Raw genomic sequence first — 16,599 nt, forward strand, 5'->3', positions numbered from 1 at the left:
CAGCGCACAAAAGTACGCAACCTCGTTCCGGAATGCCTACTTTTGCCCTCCTTATGCCAACCAGTACAGGTTGCTTTCTTACGTATGGCCCTCGACTTAAATCATAAATCCATCCTGGTGACCGGCGGCACCGGCTCATTCGGCAAGCAGTTTGTGCAGACCGTATTTGAGCAGTTTCCGCAGGTGAAACGCTTGGTTATTTACTCGCGCGACGAGCTGAAGCAGTACGAAATGTCGCAGGTATTCCCGCACGCCAAGTACCCGGCCATTCGTTATTTCATTGGCGATGTGCGCGACGGAGAGCGCCTGAAGCGGGCCTGCGAAGGTGTCGACATCCTTGTGCACGCCGCAGCGCTCAAGCAAGTGCCCGCCGCCGAGTACAACCCGATGGAGTGCATCAAAACCAATATTTTCGGCGCCGAAAACGTGATCAATGCTGCACTCGACTGCGGCGTGAAAGACGTGGTGGCCTTGAGCACAGACAAGGCCGCAGCGCCGATCAATCTCTACGGCGCCACGAAGCTTTGTTCCGATAAGCTGTTTGTGGCCGCCAACAACATGAAAGGCCGGCGCGATCTGCGGTTTTCGGTGGTGCGCTACGGCAACGTAATTGGCTCGCGTGGCTCGGTGGTACCGTTTTTCTTGCAGCGCCGGCATAGCGGTGTATTGCCCATCACCCACCCCGACATGACGCGCTTCAACATTTCCTTGGAGCAAGGCGTTGATCTGGTGTTGTATGCGCTGGAGAACGCTTGGGGCGGTGAGATTTTCGTGCCTAAAATTCCGAGCTATAAGATCACGGAAGTAGCCAAAGCCATCGGCCCGGATTGCCGCCAAGAGATTGTAGGCATCCGCCCCGGCGAAAAGCTGCACGAAGAAATGATCACCGAAACTGATGCCTTAAGCACTGTCGAGCTGGACAAATACTACGTGATTCTACCTTACACACCGCAGTGGGACACGGAAAAATTCATTCAGCATTTCGGGGGTAAACGCGTGGCAGCCGGCTTCCACTACGATTCGGCCAACAACGACGAGTGGCTCGACGCCGAACAGATCCGCGAAGAAATCCGGCTGCACGTAGACGCTACTTTTCAAGCTTAAGCTCTCAAAAATTATCACTAAAAAAGGCCGCCTTATGCAAGGCGGCCTTTTTACATAAATGATTAATAATCAATTGTTTATGAAATGATCTTTTCCTCACCACGAAAGGTTGAGAACGCATAAGGCAGAAGCATCGACCTTGTGCGCTGACTTGGCTTTGAAATCATTTGGGGCCGCAGAATGCTTTACCTTTGCGGCCCTGCCTACCGGCTGATTCGGCCTAACCGCTCGTACTTTTCATTCCTGCTTTATCACGTGGAGACACCCATTCCTTACGGTCGCCAACACATTACCGCGGCCGACGTGCAGGCCGTAACCGAAACCCTGCTTTCGGATTTTCTTACGCAAGGGCCCAAAGTGGCGGAGTTTGAGGAAAAATTTGCGGCCTATATAGGTGCCAGCTATGCCGTAGCAGTCAGCAATGGCACAGCGGCCTTGCACTTGTGCACGCTGGCGCTCGAGGTGCAGCCCGGCCAGCGCGTGATCACCACGCCTATCACCTTTGCGGCGTCGGCTAACTCGGTGCTCTATTGTGGCGGCGAGGTGCATTTTGCCGACATCGACCCAGCTACCGGACTGATTGATTTACAGAAGGTTCGCCAGCTTTTAGCAGCTCATCCCAAAGGCTATTTTCATGGCCTTATTCCGGTAGATTTTGCGGGCTTGCCCGTGGATCTTGAAGCAGCGCGTCAGCTTTGCGACGAGTTCGGCCTGTGGCTGATCGAAGATGCTGCGCATTCGCCGGGCGGCTTTTTCACCGATAGCCAAGGCGTAGCGCAGTGGTGCGGCAATGGCCAGTACGCCGACTTGGCCATTTTTTCATTCCACCCGGTCAAGCACATTGCCACGGGCGAAGGCGGCATGATTACCACCAATCGTAAAGATCTGTACGACAAACTGTTGCTACTCCGCACCCACGGTATCACCAAAGATCCGGGCTTGCTGCACCACCACCACGGCGGCTGGTACTACGAAATGCAAACGCTGGGCTACAACTACCGCATGCCCGACATGCTTACCGCTTTGGGTATCAGCCAATTGCAGCGTGCCGACGAAGGCCTTGCACGGCGGCGGCAACTGGCCGCGCGGTATGACGCAGCGTTTATAGCTATGCCCGGCGTACAGCCTTTGGGCACAGCGCCGGGACATGCATACCACCTGTACGTGATTCAGGTAGACGACCGCAAAGGCCTCTACGACTTCCTGCGCACAAAGCAGATTTTTGCGCAGGTACACTACATCCCGGTGCATACCATGCCGTACTATCAGCAGCTGGGCTGGAAAAAAGGAGATTTCCCGCATGCGGAGGCGTACTATGATCACTGCCTGAGCATTCCGATGTTTCCCTCGCTCACGGATGAGCAGCAGGCGTACGTTGTGGCTTGTATCCAGGAGTTTATCACTCACTAAGTGCCTCGTATGACCTTACCGGCGGCGCCCCGTATCGGCATTATTTCCCAGGCTCGCATGACAAGCACCCGCCTACCAGGCAAAGTGCTTATGGCAGTCGGCGGCCGGCCCTTGCTACATTACCACATTGAACGGCTTGCAGCCAGCCAACTACCTATTTATCTGGCTATTACCAGCAATGCTACCGACGACGCGCTGGCACAATTTGCGGCGGCAGCGCATCTGCCCTGTACCCGCGGCGATGAGCAAGACGTGCTACGCCGCTACCAGCAATGTGCCGCCGAAAACAATCTGGATATCATCGTACGCGTCACTTCCGATTGCCCTCTGATCGATGGAGCGCTGGTGGCGCAGGGCGTGCAGCAGTATCTGGCCCAGGGTGATGGCAGACTTTACTTATCCAACGCATTGGAGCGCACCTTTCCGCGTGGCTTCGACTTCGAGATTTTTTCCCGCGAGTTGCTAGAGGAAGCTCATCGCGAGGCAACCTTGCCCAGCGACCGCGAGCACGTCACGCCCTATATCCACCAAAATCGATCAGGGAACGTTCACTTTCAGCACTTTACCCGCTCCCACGATCGCAGCAACTACCGCCTGACGGTCGACACGGCGGATGATTTTCGCCTGATCCAAGTGTTGATTGAACAGTACAATGCGGCGTCGCTTCCCGCCGAAGCCCTAATCGAGCTGCTGGATGCGCACCCCGAGCTGGTAGCCCTGAATGCCCACGTAGAACAAAAAAAGTTGTAGCATGAGCGCAGGGCCGCGGGTAATTTTTCGGGCCGACGGCAACTCCCGCATTGGGTTGGGGCACATTGTGCGCTGCCTTGCCCTGGCTGAAATGCTCGGCAGCGCCTTCCGCTGCGAATTTATCATCCGGGAACCCGACGAGGCTGTCCGCCTGCAAATTCTGGGCGTTTGTGACTCCTTGACGGAGATACCCGCGGCTCTTGGCCTGCCTGATGAGCCTGTCTGGTTGCTGCAACAGGTGCAACCCCACGACATTCTGGTGCTGGACGGCTACGGATTTGATTCGAAATACCAGCAAACGCTTAAGCAACGTCGGCAGGCGCTGGTGTGCCTCGATGACTTGGCTAATCAGCACATTTGGGCCGACGTCGTGATCAATCATGCGGGCGGTATTGCGCCAAGCGCATACTCCTGCGAACCGGGCACGACGCTGTGTTTGGGCCCTGCCTATGCATTGCTTCGGCCTGAATTTCATAAGTCCACCCAATCGCTTAATTATCAGATAGATAGTAAATCTATCTTTTTGAACATGGGCGGCGCTGACCCCGAAAACCATACGCTGACACAGCTACTGGCGCTGCGACATCGGTTTCCTCACCACCTACTGCATGTAGTAACCGGCGCTGCTTATCCGCATCAAAAGACCTTGGAAGATGCGACTGCTACCCTAGCCAATGTGCGCCTGCACCACTGCCTCAACGCAGGTGCCTTAGCGGCGCTGCTTGCGGAGTGCAGCATGATGGTGTGCCCGCCGAGCGGCATGGCCTACGAATGCTGCGCCGTGGGCGGCTTGCTGCTGCTGCATCAGATCGCTGATAATCAACGTAACCTGCTTGCCTACCTGACTTCATCGGGCCTTGCCTTACCGGTCGCGGCAATTGAAAGCTTGTCGGATGATGGACTAGCGGCAATTGCTGAGCAGATGCGCCAACTCCAACGCCAGGTTTTTGATGGACTTGCCGGACAGCGTTTGGTGAAAGTTTTCAGTGCATTATACCTAGCGTTTAAGCTCACTGCACGCCAAGCGGCGGCTGCCGACGCAGCGCAATACTTTGCCTGGGCCAATGACGCTGACGTACGCCGCAACGCGATCCACTCCGAGCCGATTGCATGGCCGACGCACCTTGCTTGGTTTAGTCGCCGCCTCGCCGACCCAGACGCTTATTTGTATCTATTTGAAGATCAAGGCATACCAATCGGGCAAGTGCGCATCGAGTTCGACGACAGCAAGGGCACCATCGACTATTCGGTGGCCGCTGAGCACCGCGGACGCGGCTTGGGGCTAGCGATTTTGCGACGCGCCATTATGGAGATTCGCCGCGACCGTCCGGACGCGGCTGTGTTGGTGGGCCAGGTAAAAACCCAAAACCGGCCTTCGTGGCGGGTATTCGAGCAACTGGGTTTTGTGCGCCAAGACCCCGTAAGTTTGCACCACGAATCGTACGAAGTATTCCGGCTGGACATTGCGCCGTCGGGCCACCTTTCCTAATTCCATGCAGGATATCATCATCGGCAACCACCGCATCGGTGAGGGCAACGCACCATTTATCATCGCCGAAATGTCGGGCAACCACGGCCAATCGCTGGAAAAAGCCCTGGAAATCGTGGATGCCGCCGCCGATGCGGGGTGTCAGGCGCTGAAAATTCAGACCAGCACCCCCGATATGCTGACCCTCGACAGCCGCGAACCCGATTTTATCGTCCGCGGCGCCAACGATGACTGGGAAGGCCAATCTTTATACGAACTCTATACCACCAACCACACCCCTTTTGAATGGCACGCGCCTATTTTTGCTCGCGCTGCCGAGCGCGGCATGGTGGGTTTCAGCTCGCCCTTTTCGGTGGAAGCCATTGATTTCCTGGAAACTCTGAACTGCCCGATTTATAAGATTGCCTCGTTTGAAAACAACTGGCCTGATCTTATCCGGCGGGCGGCGCGTACGGGCAAACCCGTAATTATTTCCACGGGCATGGCCGATCTGGCCGACCTCGAACGCATGGTGCGCACCGTGCGCGACGAAGGCAACGACCAGGTGGTGTTGCTGAAGTGCACGAGCACCTACCCCGCCGTGCCGCTCGATACCAATTTGCGAACCATTCCGCACCTGCGGGCTATGTTTGGCTGCCAAGTCGGTCTTTCCGACCACACCATGGGCACGGGCGTGGGCGTAGCAGCCACGGTTTTGGGCGCTACAGTTATTGAAAAGCACCTTACGATCCGGCGCTCGGATGGCGGCCCGGATTCTTCCTTTTCAATGGAACCAACCGAAATGCGTCGTCTGGTGCAGGAGTGTCAGCAGGCCCAACAAGCCTTAGGCACAGTACATTACGGCCCCACAGCTGCCGAGCAGAAGTCGCTGGCTTTTCGCCGCTCCATCTACGTGGTGAAGGATATTGAAGCGGGCGAGCTGCTGACCGAAGACAACATTCGCGTCATCCGGCCGGGGCATGGCTTAGCGCCCCATTACTTGCCACAGGTGCTAGGCCGACCGGCGCGGCAGGCCATTCGGCGGGGCACGGCGCTTACGTGGTCCGTATTGTAAGCCACGCGGTTAAACGACCCATTTTTCTACCTTCACGGCTATGGAAATCCGGAAATTTGACAACGGGAGCTACATCATTGCTGAGTGCCTACACATCGGCAATAACTTTCGCATCGGGCCCAATACTACGATCCGGGCCACCGAATGCCACATCGGCAACAACGTAACGATCGGCGCGGGCAATGCCTTTTTGATCGGCCAGCGCTTGGAAATCGGGGATCTGACCATCTTTGGCAACGCCAATAACCTGACCGCCCGTACTGTTACGGTGGGCGAATATGTCTTTTGGGATTCGAATGTAGTTGTGGGCCACGGAGGCAAATTCAGCGAAGACGCCCACCTGCGCGTGGGTTCATATTCTATGATTTGCGCCCGTATCACGCTGAATGTCAACCACTCCATTTCCATCGGCGAGTACGTCGGCATTGGAGAGGACGTCGCCGTCTGGACGCACGGCTCCTACCTCCCTGTGCTAGAGGGCTTTCCGGCCGACTTTGGCCCTGTGAGCATTGGCGACAAGGTGTGGCTGCCAGCCAAATCGACGGTACTGCCCAACCGCCGGATAGGCAACAATGTAGTTATTGGAACTAACTCTTTGATTAACAAGGATTTACCCGATGGCTGCTTAGCTGGCGGAATTCCGGTGAAGATTTTGCGCGAGAAAATCTATCCCAGTCAGGATACCGGGCGCAACGAAGAACTAGTGCGGCGCATCATTCATGACTATCAGCAGTTGGCGGCCTACAAGCAACTCTCTGTTGAAATTTCTTACGACACGCATACGCAGCAAGTACGCTGCAACGGCGCAGTCTTCCACCTCGATACCATGAAAACCAGCGGAACCTTTACGGCTGTGGAAGAAGATTTTCGGGACTTTTTGCGCCGCCGCGGCATTAAGTTTTACAACGGACAACCTTTCTCGTCCGTTTTGCCAGAAGAATACCGTCGTCTTTTAGCCGTATCCCCCGACGCCGATGGAGTTGACTAACAAGAAGATATTGGTTGTAGTGGCCCACCCCGACGACGAGTTGCTGGGCTTGGGAGCCAGCATTCACCGTCTGGTGCAACGGCAAGGGTGCACGGCTCGGGCCATTATTCTGGGTGAAGGCATTACGTCACGATCGGCCGTTCGCGATCCGGAAAAATGGTCAGCCGCGCTGACAGTGCACCGCAGCAATATCGAACGGGCAGCTACCGCCATCGGCTACACCTCTACCGGCGTGTATGATTTTGCCGATAACCGCTTCGATTCGGTAGATCTACTGGATCTGGTAAAGGTTGTGGAGCAGGAGAAAGAAGCCTTTCAGCCTGACATCATTTTCACCCACCACGGCGGCGACACCAACATCGACCATCGCCGCACGTTCGAAGCCGTGGTGACGGCTTGCCGACCGCTGCCGGGCGAACCCATGCGCACGATTCTAGCTTGCGAAACGCCTTCGTCAACTGAGTGGCAAGCGGCAAATTATCCCAACCCATTTTTGCCCAATTTTTTTCTGGCCGTGTCGGAGGCGGATGTAGACGCTAAAATTTCCGGCATGGAAGCCTATGAGTTTGAGAAGCGTACCTACCCACACCCCCGCTCCCCGGAAGCACTTCGTATTTTGGCGCAGCGCTGGGGCATTGTGATCGGCCAGCCGTATGCGGAAGCTTTTATGCTGGTGCGCCACATTGGCTAACCTGCTGAAGCGATGACCGAAAGAACATGGTGACCCGGCTAGTAGCACGCCTGCAGGATATTTTGTACGTCCGCTTTACGGATCATTTTGCTTCGTTCCCAGCACATGTGCTGGCCAGCATCTCCCCGCCCAATCCGCTTAAGCGGCTAGTCAAAACACTGGGCTACAGCGTGGTAAGGCTACTCGGCAATGTGTTTCGGCCCATTCGCAATCCCGAAAACCTGCATGGCGCGGTGTGGCTGTATGTAGTTAGCCAGAACAATTACGAATCGCTGCAATTCATCCGGGAAAGCCGCCCAGACACGGTGCTGGTAGCAGGCCAACAAAAGGAAATTGGCCGGTACAACAAACTAGTCAACCGCCTTTCCCTTCGTCGTAAGCTACTGTACTACTGGCAATTACCCATTGCCATTTGGGGCTTATACAAACGAGAAGGCAAGAGAGCCTGGCGCTTTTTCGATCTGATTTTCAACGCTATTGGCTACTACGAAGTGTACGTGCGGACGCTGCACCACTACCGTCCGCGGGCCATTATTTTCGCCAACGACCACAACGACGATGCGCGCGCGTTGCTGCTGGCTGCCCGCGCCTGTGGCATCCCGACCGCCTACGTGCAACATGCGAGTGTTAGCACCAATTTCCCACCGCTGGGCTTCGATCTGAGTTTGTTGGAGGGGCAGGATGCGCTCGACAAATACCGTCAGTGCGGCCCGATCCGGGGCCGTGTTGAATTGGTGGGCATGCCCAAAGCCGACTCTTTTTTGACACAACGTAATCTAAATCAACACGTTGCGCATGTTGGTATCGCTTGCAACATTCTGGACGATACGGACGCAATCGCGGTCGTGGTTGAGTACTTGCTGCGTGAGTTTCCTGCGCTCACGTTCACCTTCCGCTCGCACCCCAGCGACCGGCGCGACTTTGTTTTCCTGCGAGCGCACCCGCAACTGCTGGCATCGGATGCGCGCCGGGAAAACATATTCGAGTTTCTGCTTAAACAGGACGCGTTGATTGCCGCTGATACCTCAACTCACCTCGAAGCTACCCTCCTGAATGTAGCGAGTCTGTATTACCGTTTCAATCCGCACGGCGTTGCGGAAGACTATTATGGCTACGTCGCGCACGGCCTCGTCGATCAGGCCCATACGCTTCCCGACTTAGCTGCCCTGCTTCGTAAATACCAGGCATACAAGCCATTGGATCATTATCACCGGGCAGCTTATTACAACGCAACACTTGGCACGCCTGACGAGGGCTACAGCCAGCGGCGCGCGCTGAGCATAGTGCAAGCTTGGCTTCCGTTGGTCTAGTATCTTCGCGCGTAATGGCTTCTGCTCAATCTGTTACGCCTTCTCGGCTCGCCTCAGCGGCGGCCTCCACCCAAGCCAGACTGGCATATATACTGCTGCATTTTAGGGTCGCCTACCCCGGTGCCGCAGAGGTTTCGATTGGCTATGAGGGTACGGGCTCCCAAGTAGAAATAACGGCTGGCGCTGGGGCTTTCTTTAGCCAGACGTCTTCTTATCCGCCCGCGCCCACTTGGCGCGAGTGGCACGGCCGGCGAGTGCCGTTTTTCTTCGACGTTGCTCCGGCTGCTGAGCTACTGAAGTTTTCTTCAGAACGCGTTGTTATTCAAGCAGATATAATTTCAGGAGCGTTTTATCTGTTGAGTGGATGGCAGGAATATTTCTCGGAAGCCCGCGACCAACATGGGCGGTTTCCGTTCCAAGCCAGTGTGCAGCAGCGCTATGGCTTCGTGACACTACCCGTGGTAAATTATTACTTCGACGTGCTTAAAACAGCGGTCGAGCACATTACGGGGCGGAAGTTGCAGTCGCGTCGCTGGACGGACGAAGCACCATTTGCCACGTTTGTAACGCACGACATCGACAACCTTCACAGCGCCTGGAAAGCGCCCGCTAAAGCAGCCCTGCGCCGGCGCAATTGGCTGGCCTTCGGTCGACAACTGTGGCTTCGTTTCACCCATCCCGACGCCTGGGACAACCTTGAACACGTGCAAACAGCTGTAGCTGAGCACAATGCAAAGAGCACGTTTTTTTTGTTGCCCCAGCATCAGCCGGCGCCCAACGGCACACCTAATGCAGACTACCGACTCCAGAGTATCTGGCGGAGGATGCAGAGTTTGCAGGCCAAAGGAGCAGAATTAGCGCTACACGGCAGCATTGGCACCGCGACTAACATTGATCGGCTGCGCGGCGAGGCTTCTAAAATAAATACTTCAGAATCAGATACTTGCGGATTGCGCTTTCACTACTTAAGCTGGGAACCCCGCATCACGCCCCAACTTGTTGACCAGCTGCATTTTGCCTTTGATTCGACGCTTGGGTTTGCCGAGCATTTTGGTTTTCGCCATTCCTACTGCCTTCCCTTCTATCCCTTTGATTTTGAGCACGGTAGAGCGCACAACTTTCTCGAGATTCCGCTTAACGTGATGGATGCCACGTTGCACCACCCAAAGTACCTTCAGCTCCAGCCCACTGAAATTCTGCCGGCGCTCACGCCGATGCTACAGGAAATCGAGCGGTTTGGGGGCATCTTTACCCTGCTGTGGCACAACGAAAACTTCGACCCGGCCAACGAACTGACCGGGCCGCGGCAGTTCCACGCCATCATGAAGTACCTTCGCAGCCGCAACACCGCATTTCTGACGGGCTCTGAAATTCTGGCGGCGCAAAATCGGCGGGCAACCGGCGATTCACACTGATAAGGCATAACTGAATTGGGCATCGTTCAGCGGCAAGGGCTGCGCAACACTGTTATTTCGTATTTCGGACTGGGACTAGGCTTCGTCAATACGACGCTGCTGCTGCCTAGCTTCCTGGAACCCAGGCAGATGGGCCTGACTACGGTGCTGGCATCTATTGCCACGATTTATGCGCAATTATCGGCGTTTGGCTTTGCCAGCATGGGCATTCGGTTCTTTCCGTATTTCCGCGACGCCCAAAACCGCCACCACGGGTTTTTGCCGCTGCTGCTTGGGCTGCCGTTGCTCGGGTTTGCCGTCATCACGGTGCTGTACCTGCTGGGACGCCCGCTGGTGCTGCAGCTATACACCCACGACGCCGATTTGCTGGGTCCTTACTATCTGTGGGGCGCGGTGCTGGCGCTGTTTACGCTGCTGTATTCGTTGCAGGACGCGTACCTTAAAAGCCTGTACCACACGGCTTTCTCTTCCTTTTTGCAGGAAGTGCTACTGCGTATCCTGATCGCGGTGGTGGCCTTTCTGTTTGGCAAAGGCTACCTCACGTTTCACGAGTTTGTGCTGGCGTATATCGGCGTCAACAGCTTGATAACGTTGGTGTTGACGGCCTACTTGGCCGCCATTGGTGAGCTACACTTACGGCCGACGCGGGCTGTGCTGCGGGTGCGGCCGGTGCGGGAATTGGTCAATTTTGGAGCGTTTGCACTGCTATCAAACATCTCGGGTACCATCATCATGTCGGTCGATTCGCTGATGCTGGGTTCGAAAAGCAGCTTTGCCGATGCCGGGATCTATGCCATCGCCATGAACATTAGCACGGCGCTGGTGATTCCGGCGCGGGCGTTGGGCAAAATCGCTTTTCCCCTGCTGGCCGATTATTGGAAGCAGCAAGACCTCACCCGCATGGCCAACTTTTACCGCCGCACCACGCGCCTGCTTGCGGTCGCGGGTTGCTGGCTGGCGCTGGGGATTGGCCTCAACCTCGATTTTATTTATTCACTCATTAAGCGCCCCGAGTACGCGGCCGGCACTACGGCGGTGCTTTTGCTGCTGGCCGGGCGGCTGTTCGACAGCATTACGGGCGTCAATGGCCTGATCGTGGTGACGTCGCCGCGGTACCGTTACGATCTGATTTTCAACATCTCCCTGGCCGTGGCTACGGTGGTGCTCAACCTGCTGCTGATTCCGCCATTGGGGCTGCAAGGGGCCGCCTTGGCCGCACTGCTTGCTTTGGTCAGCATCAATGTGGCGCGCACGTGGTTTGTGTGGCAAAGCTACCGCATGCAACCATTTGACTATCAGATAGTTATGATATTGGGTGCGGCCGCTCTTGCGGGGTTAGCAGCTTGGAGCCTGCCCTTGATTCACTCCATCTTTGTGACGATGCTCTTGCGCTCCGGTTTGCTTACGGCGCTGTATGCGGGCCTTTTGCTAGCCACTCCGTTGCGCCACGACCTGTTGGCTTTTATCAGAAAGACAAGCACCTCTAAATAAGAGACTTAAGCCGAGAAAGCACGTTCTCGACGGTAATGGGCTTGCGCTTGGGCTTTTGCGTGGTGGGCGTGAAAAAGCCGCGTTGGGCGTAGTCGATGTCGATGTGGTGCTTCTCAAACAGCTCCAGCACCACTTTCTTATCCCACTGCTTGCTGACGATGCCCGTCGCGTCGTAAGGAAACAAATCGTTGTGCGGATACAAGTCGCGGTTGAGCGTGTAGAAGGAATCTTTGACGCGGTGCGCCCGCTTGTTACCAAAGTACTCGAACTGCCACGGGTTTTCGTGCTTGCGCACGTAGCGCCGCATCTTCTCTTTGTTGAATAGAGAGGCCTGCAAACTAATGCGGTAGGCATCTTTCTGGCCTACCGTCCACAAATCAGGGTGGAACGACGGGGTGAACGGGCCTAGGTTACCCGGATCGGACAGGCCTACATACGTGATGTCGTGCGCCTGCATCAGGTTAACCAATTCCTGAATCTTCGCCGGTTGAGCAAATCCTTTCAGGAAGTAGTCTTCTTGCAGATACAACACGTAGTCGCTTTCAATCGTGTCGAAGGCGTTCAGAAAGCATTCGCTCCAAGTCAGTTCCGCTTGGCCTGTGCGCAGGCTGGCCTGCGTTGGACGGATATCCAACCCGGGAAAAGCATAGTCTTTATGCTCGGTATTTAGGTATATTTTCTGCTGACAATCAGGCCAATACGCTTTAAACAACGTGAAAAACGGACCCCAACAATCATCGTAGCTATCCGTGCTGTTAACCAGGATAGAGTATTCTGTATTCATACCCATTCGCGTTAATATAAGAAGCTAACCGGGTGGGAAACTCTCTAGTAACAGTCAGCAACAACGACACTCATCAACACTGCTACTGGAACTTGCGGGAACGTACCCCAAATGTATATAACATTTTTTATTATTTTTTATGTTAATCGAATTTTAATCCTAGTATAACGGGATATTCCTAGCTATAGTCCTGCGCTTAGCAATAAGTTATATTCAGCGATGAAGACCAGCAAGATTGCGTTCTACAAGGCTCTCTAACGCATATTTAGGACTACCTGGCACACGCAAAGTTGCCGTTCCTGTTGCATAACCCTCACAGAGCCACGTGTTTTTCAAATTTATAATTACTTAATTATCAATTCATTATACAAATAATAACAAGTTTTCTTGTTTAGTTTTGCGCAACGCAACTGGTTTCCAAACGTAACGTATCGCTGGCTTGAGCGAACAAGGGACTAGGAAAGGCCCTTTGCCACTTGCCGCTGCATCGGAGACGTAGAATTCCTATACTCGCCGTGCTGTTGTTTATCCAACTCACCTGATCTATGGCCGACTCTACTCTTACTACACCCCGTCTGGACAAACAAATTGCGCTCGTAACGGGCGCTAGTTCGGGCATCGGCACGGGCGTGGCCAAGTCGCTGGCCGAAGCCGGCGCGACAGTAATCGTCAACTATGTGCACGATGCCGAAGGCGCCGATGTAGTGGTCAAAGAAATTGAAGCGGCCGGCGGCCAAGCCCTTGCCCTGCAAGCCGACGTAAGCAAGGAAGCCGACGTGCTGAAGATGTTTGGCCAGATTCTTGACCGGTTCGGCACCCTACACATTCTGATTAATAACTCTGGCGTTCAGCAAGATGCTCCTTTCACGGAGATGACGCTGGAGCAGTGGCAAAAGGTGATTGACGTGAACCTAACCGGCCAGTTTCTCTGCGCCCGCGAAGCCGCTAAGGAGTTTATCCGGCGCGGCGTGCAGCCCGAAGTATCCAAAGCGGCTGGCAAAATCATTTGCATGAGCTCGGTGCACGAAGTAATTCCGTGGGCTGGCCACGCCAATTATGCGGCCTCCAAAGGCGGCGTGATGCTGCTCATGAAAACCATGGCCCAGGAGCTGGCGCAGCACAAAATCAGGGTAAACACTATCGGGCCGGGCGCCATCAAAACGCCCATCAACAAGGAGGCCTGGGATACGCCGGAGGCCGCCGAACAATTACTCAAACTCATTCCTTACGGCCGCATCGGCGAGCCCCACGACGTGGGCGAAGTCGCGGTGTGGCTCGCCTCCGACGCATCGGACTACGTGCACGGCATCACGCTTTTCGTGGATGGCGGCATGACACTTTTCCCGGGCTTTATCGGCAACGGGTGATGTGCCCGGCAGCCAACGAGCTGCCTTTTTTCACCTCAATGGGCACCTATTTACTTCCATGACGCAGGAACAACATCGTTTGGCTGAAAACAAAGCCCAAACGGCCAACTGGCAAAAATTTGGCCCCTACCTTACCGATCGGCAATGGGGCACCGTTCGAGAAGACTACAGCGCCAACGGCAATGCCTGGGAATACATTACGCACGACATGGCCCGCAGCAAAGCCTATCGCTGGGGCGAAGAAGGCATTGGCGGCATCAGCGACGACGAGCAGCTGCTGTGCTTTTCGGTGGGCCTCTGGAACGGAGTCGATGGCATTCTGAAGGAGCGCCTATTTGGCCTCACCAACGGTCAGGGCAACCACGGCGAGGACGTGAAAGAGTGTTATTACTACCTCGACAACACGCCCACGCACTCCTATATGAAGATGCTGTATAAGTATCCGCAGCAGGAGTTTCCGTACGTGCAGCTGGTGCAGGAAAGCAAGCGACGCACTCGCGAACAACCTGAATACGAGATACTTGACACTGGCATTTTCGATAAAGGCCGCTACTTCGACGTGTTCATTGAGTACGCCAAAGCCGGCCCCGACGATATCCTGATTCGGGTGACGGCCCACAACCGCGGCGTGGAAGCGGCACCGCTGCACATTGTGCCGCAACTGTGGTTTCGGAATACCTGGGCCTGGGATTTTGGCATTGCACGCCCCAAAATAAGCATTGGCGGCACCAGCACGTTGCAGACCGAGCACGAGCTACTGGGCTCCTACAAGCTGTACTGCGCCCAAGACCCCGAGTTGCTCTTCTGCGACAACGATACCAACGGACCGCGCCTCTACAACCTGCCGCCCGAGCGGCTTTTTTTCAAAGATGGCATCAACGATTACATCCTCAACCATGATATCGCGGCCATCAACCCGTTGGAGCGCGGCACCAAGGCGGCGGCCCACTACTCTTTTACTATCGAGGGCGGCACGAGCCAAACGGTGTGCCTGCGGTTGAGCAACAACACCGACCTGGAGCAACCTTTTGCGGGCTTCGAGGAGGTATTTGTGGCGCGGCAGCAGGAAGCCGATGAATTCTATAGGCACTTCGAAGAATCGCTGGCCACACCTGACTTGCAACGCATTCAGCGTCAGGCATTTGCCGGAATGCTCTGGAGCAAGCAGTATTATTATTACGATGTAGCCCAGTGGATCGATGGAGACCCGGCTGTGCTCACGCCGCCGCCGCAGCGCCAGAAGGGCCGCAACAGCAACTGGCGCCACCTGCGCAACGCCGACATCATCTCGATGCCGGATAAGTGGGAATACCCGTGGTACGCCGCCTGGGATCTGGCCTTTCACTGCATTCCGTTGGCCATGCTCGACCCCGAGTTTGCCAAAAAGCAACTCCTTCTGCTCACGCGCGACTGGTACATGCACCCCAACGGCCAGTTGCCGGCCTATGAGTGGCACCTAGCCGACGTAAACCCGCCAGTACACGCCTGGGCTACGTGGCGCGTCTACCAGATGGACCAGAAGCAGAACAACGGCCAAGGCGACATTGCCTTTCTGGAAGCCGTTTTCCATCGGCTGCTGCTCAATTTTACGTGGTGGGTCAATCGCAAAGACAAGGATAACCGCAACATTTTCGAGGGCGGATTCTTGGGCCTTGACAACATCGGCGTATTCGACCGCAGCGCGCCCCTGCCGACCGGTGGTTACATCGAGCAAGCCGACGGCACGAGTTGGGTGGCGATGTACGCCCTCAACCTGATGCGTATTGCGCTGGAGCTGGCCAAAACCAACCCAGTTTATCAGGACATGGCTAGCAAGTTTTTCGAGCACTTTCTCTACATCGCCGAGGCCATGACCAAGGTGGGCGATGAAGCCTACAACCTGTGGGATGAAGAAGACGAATTCTTTTACGACGTGCTGCATACCCCTGACGATGAGCGCATTCACTTGAAAGTACGCTCTATCGTAGGTCTGATTCCGCTGTTTGCGGTGGAAGTACTCGACGACGAAATGCTGGCGGCCATGCCTGAATTTGAGTACCGGCTGAAGTGGTTTCTGGACAACCGGCCTCATTTGGCCGAGTTGGTGTCGCGGTGGCAGGAACCGGGCAAGGGCGAGCGGCACTTGCTTTCCCTGCTCCGCGGGCACCGCATGAAAAAGCTCCTTCACCGCATGCTCGACGAGTCCGAATTTCTCTCCGAATACGGCGTGCGCGCCCTCTCGCGCTACCACCTCGAGCATCCGTACGTGTACGAAACCCCCGAGATGGATTTCTCGGTGCGCTACGACCCCGGCGAGTCGGTTTCGGATTTGTTTGGCGGCAACTCCAACTGGCGCGGCCCCATCTGGTTCCCGATTAACTACTTGATAATCGAGTCGTTACAGCGTTTCCATTTTTACTACGGCGATACTTTCGAAGTAGAATATCCGACGGGCTCGGGGCAGTTCAGCACCCTTAAAGAAATCGCCGCGGCCCTCTCCGAACGCCTGACCAAGCTGTTTGTTCGCAATAAAAAAGGCCAACGACCCGCGTTTGGCAAGTACAAGCTGCTGCAAAAGGACCCGCATTTCCGCGACTACCTTCTGTTCCACGAGTACTTCCACGGCGACAACGGCAAAGGCCTAGGTGCCAGCCACCAAACCGGCTGGACTGGCCTGATTGCCAAATTGTTATATACCCCAAAATAGCATAGCAGCCACAGCGCCAAGCGGCGGAATTGGTTTTTACTCCTGAATTGCTTATAACAA

13 protein-coding genes are annotated in these 16,599 nt (G+C 55.4%); 12 read left to right on the forward strand and 1 reads right to left on the reverse strand.

Annotated elements, in window-relative coordinates; translation table 11 throughout:
* The first annotated feature begins 84 nt into the window (after window positions 1-84).
* From pseB to FHG12_RS00220, 10 genes are all read left to right on the forward strand, one after another.
* Entirely contained in the window at window positions 85-1,104 is a 1,020-nt protein-coding gene (gene pseB, locus FHG12_RS00175; protein WP_139513489.1) for a UDP-N-acetylglucosamine 4,6-dehydratase (inverting), read from the forward strand.
* A 255-nt stretch (window positions 1,105-1,359) separates the two neighbouring features.
* A complete protein-coding gene (gene pseC / locus FHG12_RS00180) occupies window positions 1,360-2,514 on the forward strand; it encodes a UDP-4-amino-4,6-dideoxy-N-acetyl-beta-L-altrosamine transaminase (RefSeq protein WP_230471234.1) in 1,155 nt (384 codons plus the stop codon).
* A gap of 57 nt (window positions 2,515-2,571) precedes the next feature.
* Window positions 2,572-3,264: a glycosyltransferase family protein gene (locus FHG12_RS00185; RefSeq protein WP_230471235.1), complete on the forward strand. Its 693-nt coding sequence runs from the start codon at window positions 2,572-2,574 to the stop codon at window positions 3,262-3,264.
* A 1-nt stretch (window position 3,265) separates the two neighbouring features.
* Entirely contained in the window at window positions 3,266-4,753 is a 1,488-nt protein-coding gene (pseG, locus tag FHG12_RS00190; protein WP_139513492.1) for a UDP-2,4-diacetamido-2,4,6-trideoxy-beta-L-altropyranose hydrolase, read from the forward strand.
* Window positions 4,754-4,757: 4 nt separating this feature from the next.
* Window positions 4,758-5,807, forward strand: a complete 1,050-nt coding sequence (pseI, locus tag FHG12_RS00195) for a pseudaminic acid synthase (protein WP_139513493.1) — start codon at window positions 4,758-4,760, stop codon at window positions 5,805-5,807.
* 40 nt (window positions 5,808-5,847) lie between these two features.
* Window positions 5,848-6,795, forward strand: coding sequence for a hypothetical protein (locus tag FHG12_RS00200; protein ID WP_139513494.1), 948 nt, complete (start codon window positions 5,848-5,850; stop codon window positions 6,793-6,795).
* Entirely contained in the window at window positions 6,782-7,486 is a 705-nt protein-coding gene (locus FHG12_RS00205) for a PIG-L deacetylase family protein (protein WP_139513495.1), read from the forward strand. Before FHG12_RS00200 ends, FHG12_RS00205 begins: the two co-directional genes overlap by 14 nt.
* A 26-nt stretch (window positions 7,487-7,512) precedes the next feature.
* A complete protein-coding gene (locus FHG12_RS00210; RefSeq protein WP_139513496.1) occupies window positions 7,513-8,796 on the forward strand; it encodes a hypothetical protein in 1,284 nt (427 codons plus the stop codon).
* Between the two features lie 14 nt (window positions 8,797-8,810).
* A complete protein-coding gene (locus FHG12_RS00215) occupies window positions 8,811-10,211 on the forward strand; it encodes a DUF7033 domain-containing protein (protein WP_139513497.1) in 1,401 nt (466 codons plus the stop codon).
* Window positions 10,212-10,226: 15 nt separating this feature from the next.
* The gene (locus FHG12_RS00220; protein ID WP_139513498.1) at window positions 10,227-11,702 is read left to right on the forward strand and encodes a lipopolysaccharide biosynthesis protein; all 1,476 of its coding nucleotides are present in this window, start codon (window positions 10,227-10,229) and stop codon (window positions 11,700-11,702) included.
* Here the strand turns inward: FHG12_RS00220 and FHG12_RS00225 are convergent.
* Window positions 11,695-12,336: a hypothetical protein gene (locus FHG12_RS00225; protein ID WP_139513499.1), complete on the reverse strand. Its 642-nt coding sequence runs from the start codon at window positions 12,334-12,336 to the stop codon at window positions 11,695-11,697. The genes FHG12_RS00220 and FHG12_RS00225 overlap by 8 nt on opposite strands.
* Window positions 12,337-13,031: 695 nt before the next feature.
* Here FHG12_RS00225 and FHG12_RS00230 point away from each other — a divergent pair.
* Complete coding sequence (locus FHG12_RS00230) at window positions 13,032-13,853, forward strand: SDR family oxidoreductase (RefSeq protein WP_139513500.1); 822 nt, start codon at window positions 13,032-13,034, stop codon at window positions 13,851-13,853.
* A gap of 58 nt (window positions 13,854-13,911) precedes the next feature.
* On the forward strand, window positions 13,912-16,539 hold the full coding sequence (locus tag FHG12_RS00235) for an MGH1-like glycoside hydrolase domain-containing protein (protein WP_139513501.1): 2,628 nt from the start codon (window positions 13,912-13,914) through the stop codon (window positions 16,537-16,539).
* Window positions 16,540-16,599 lie beyond the last annotated feature (60 nt).

The organism is Hymenobacter jejuensis (genome assembly GCF_006337165.1).
In the GTDB taxonomy this organism is placed as follows: Bacteria; Bacteroidota; Bacteroidia; order Cytophagales; family Hymenobacteraceae; genus Hymenobacter; species Hymenobacter jejuensis.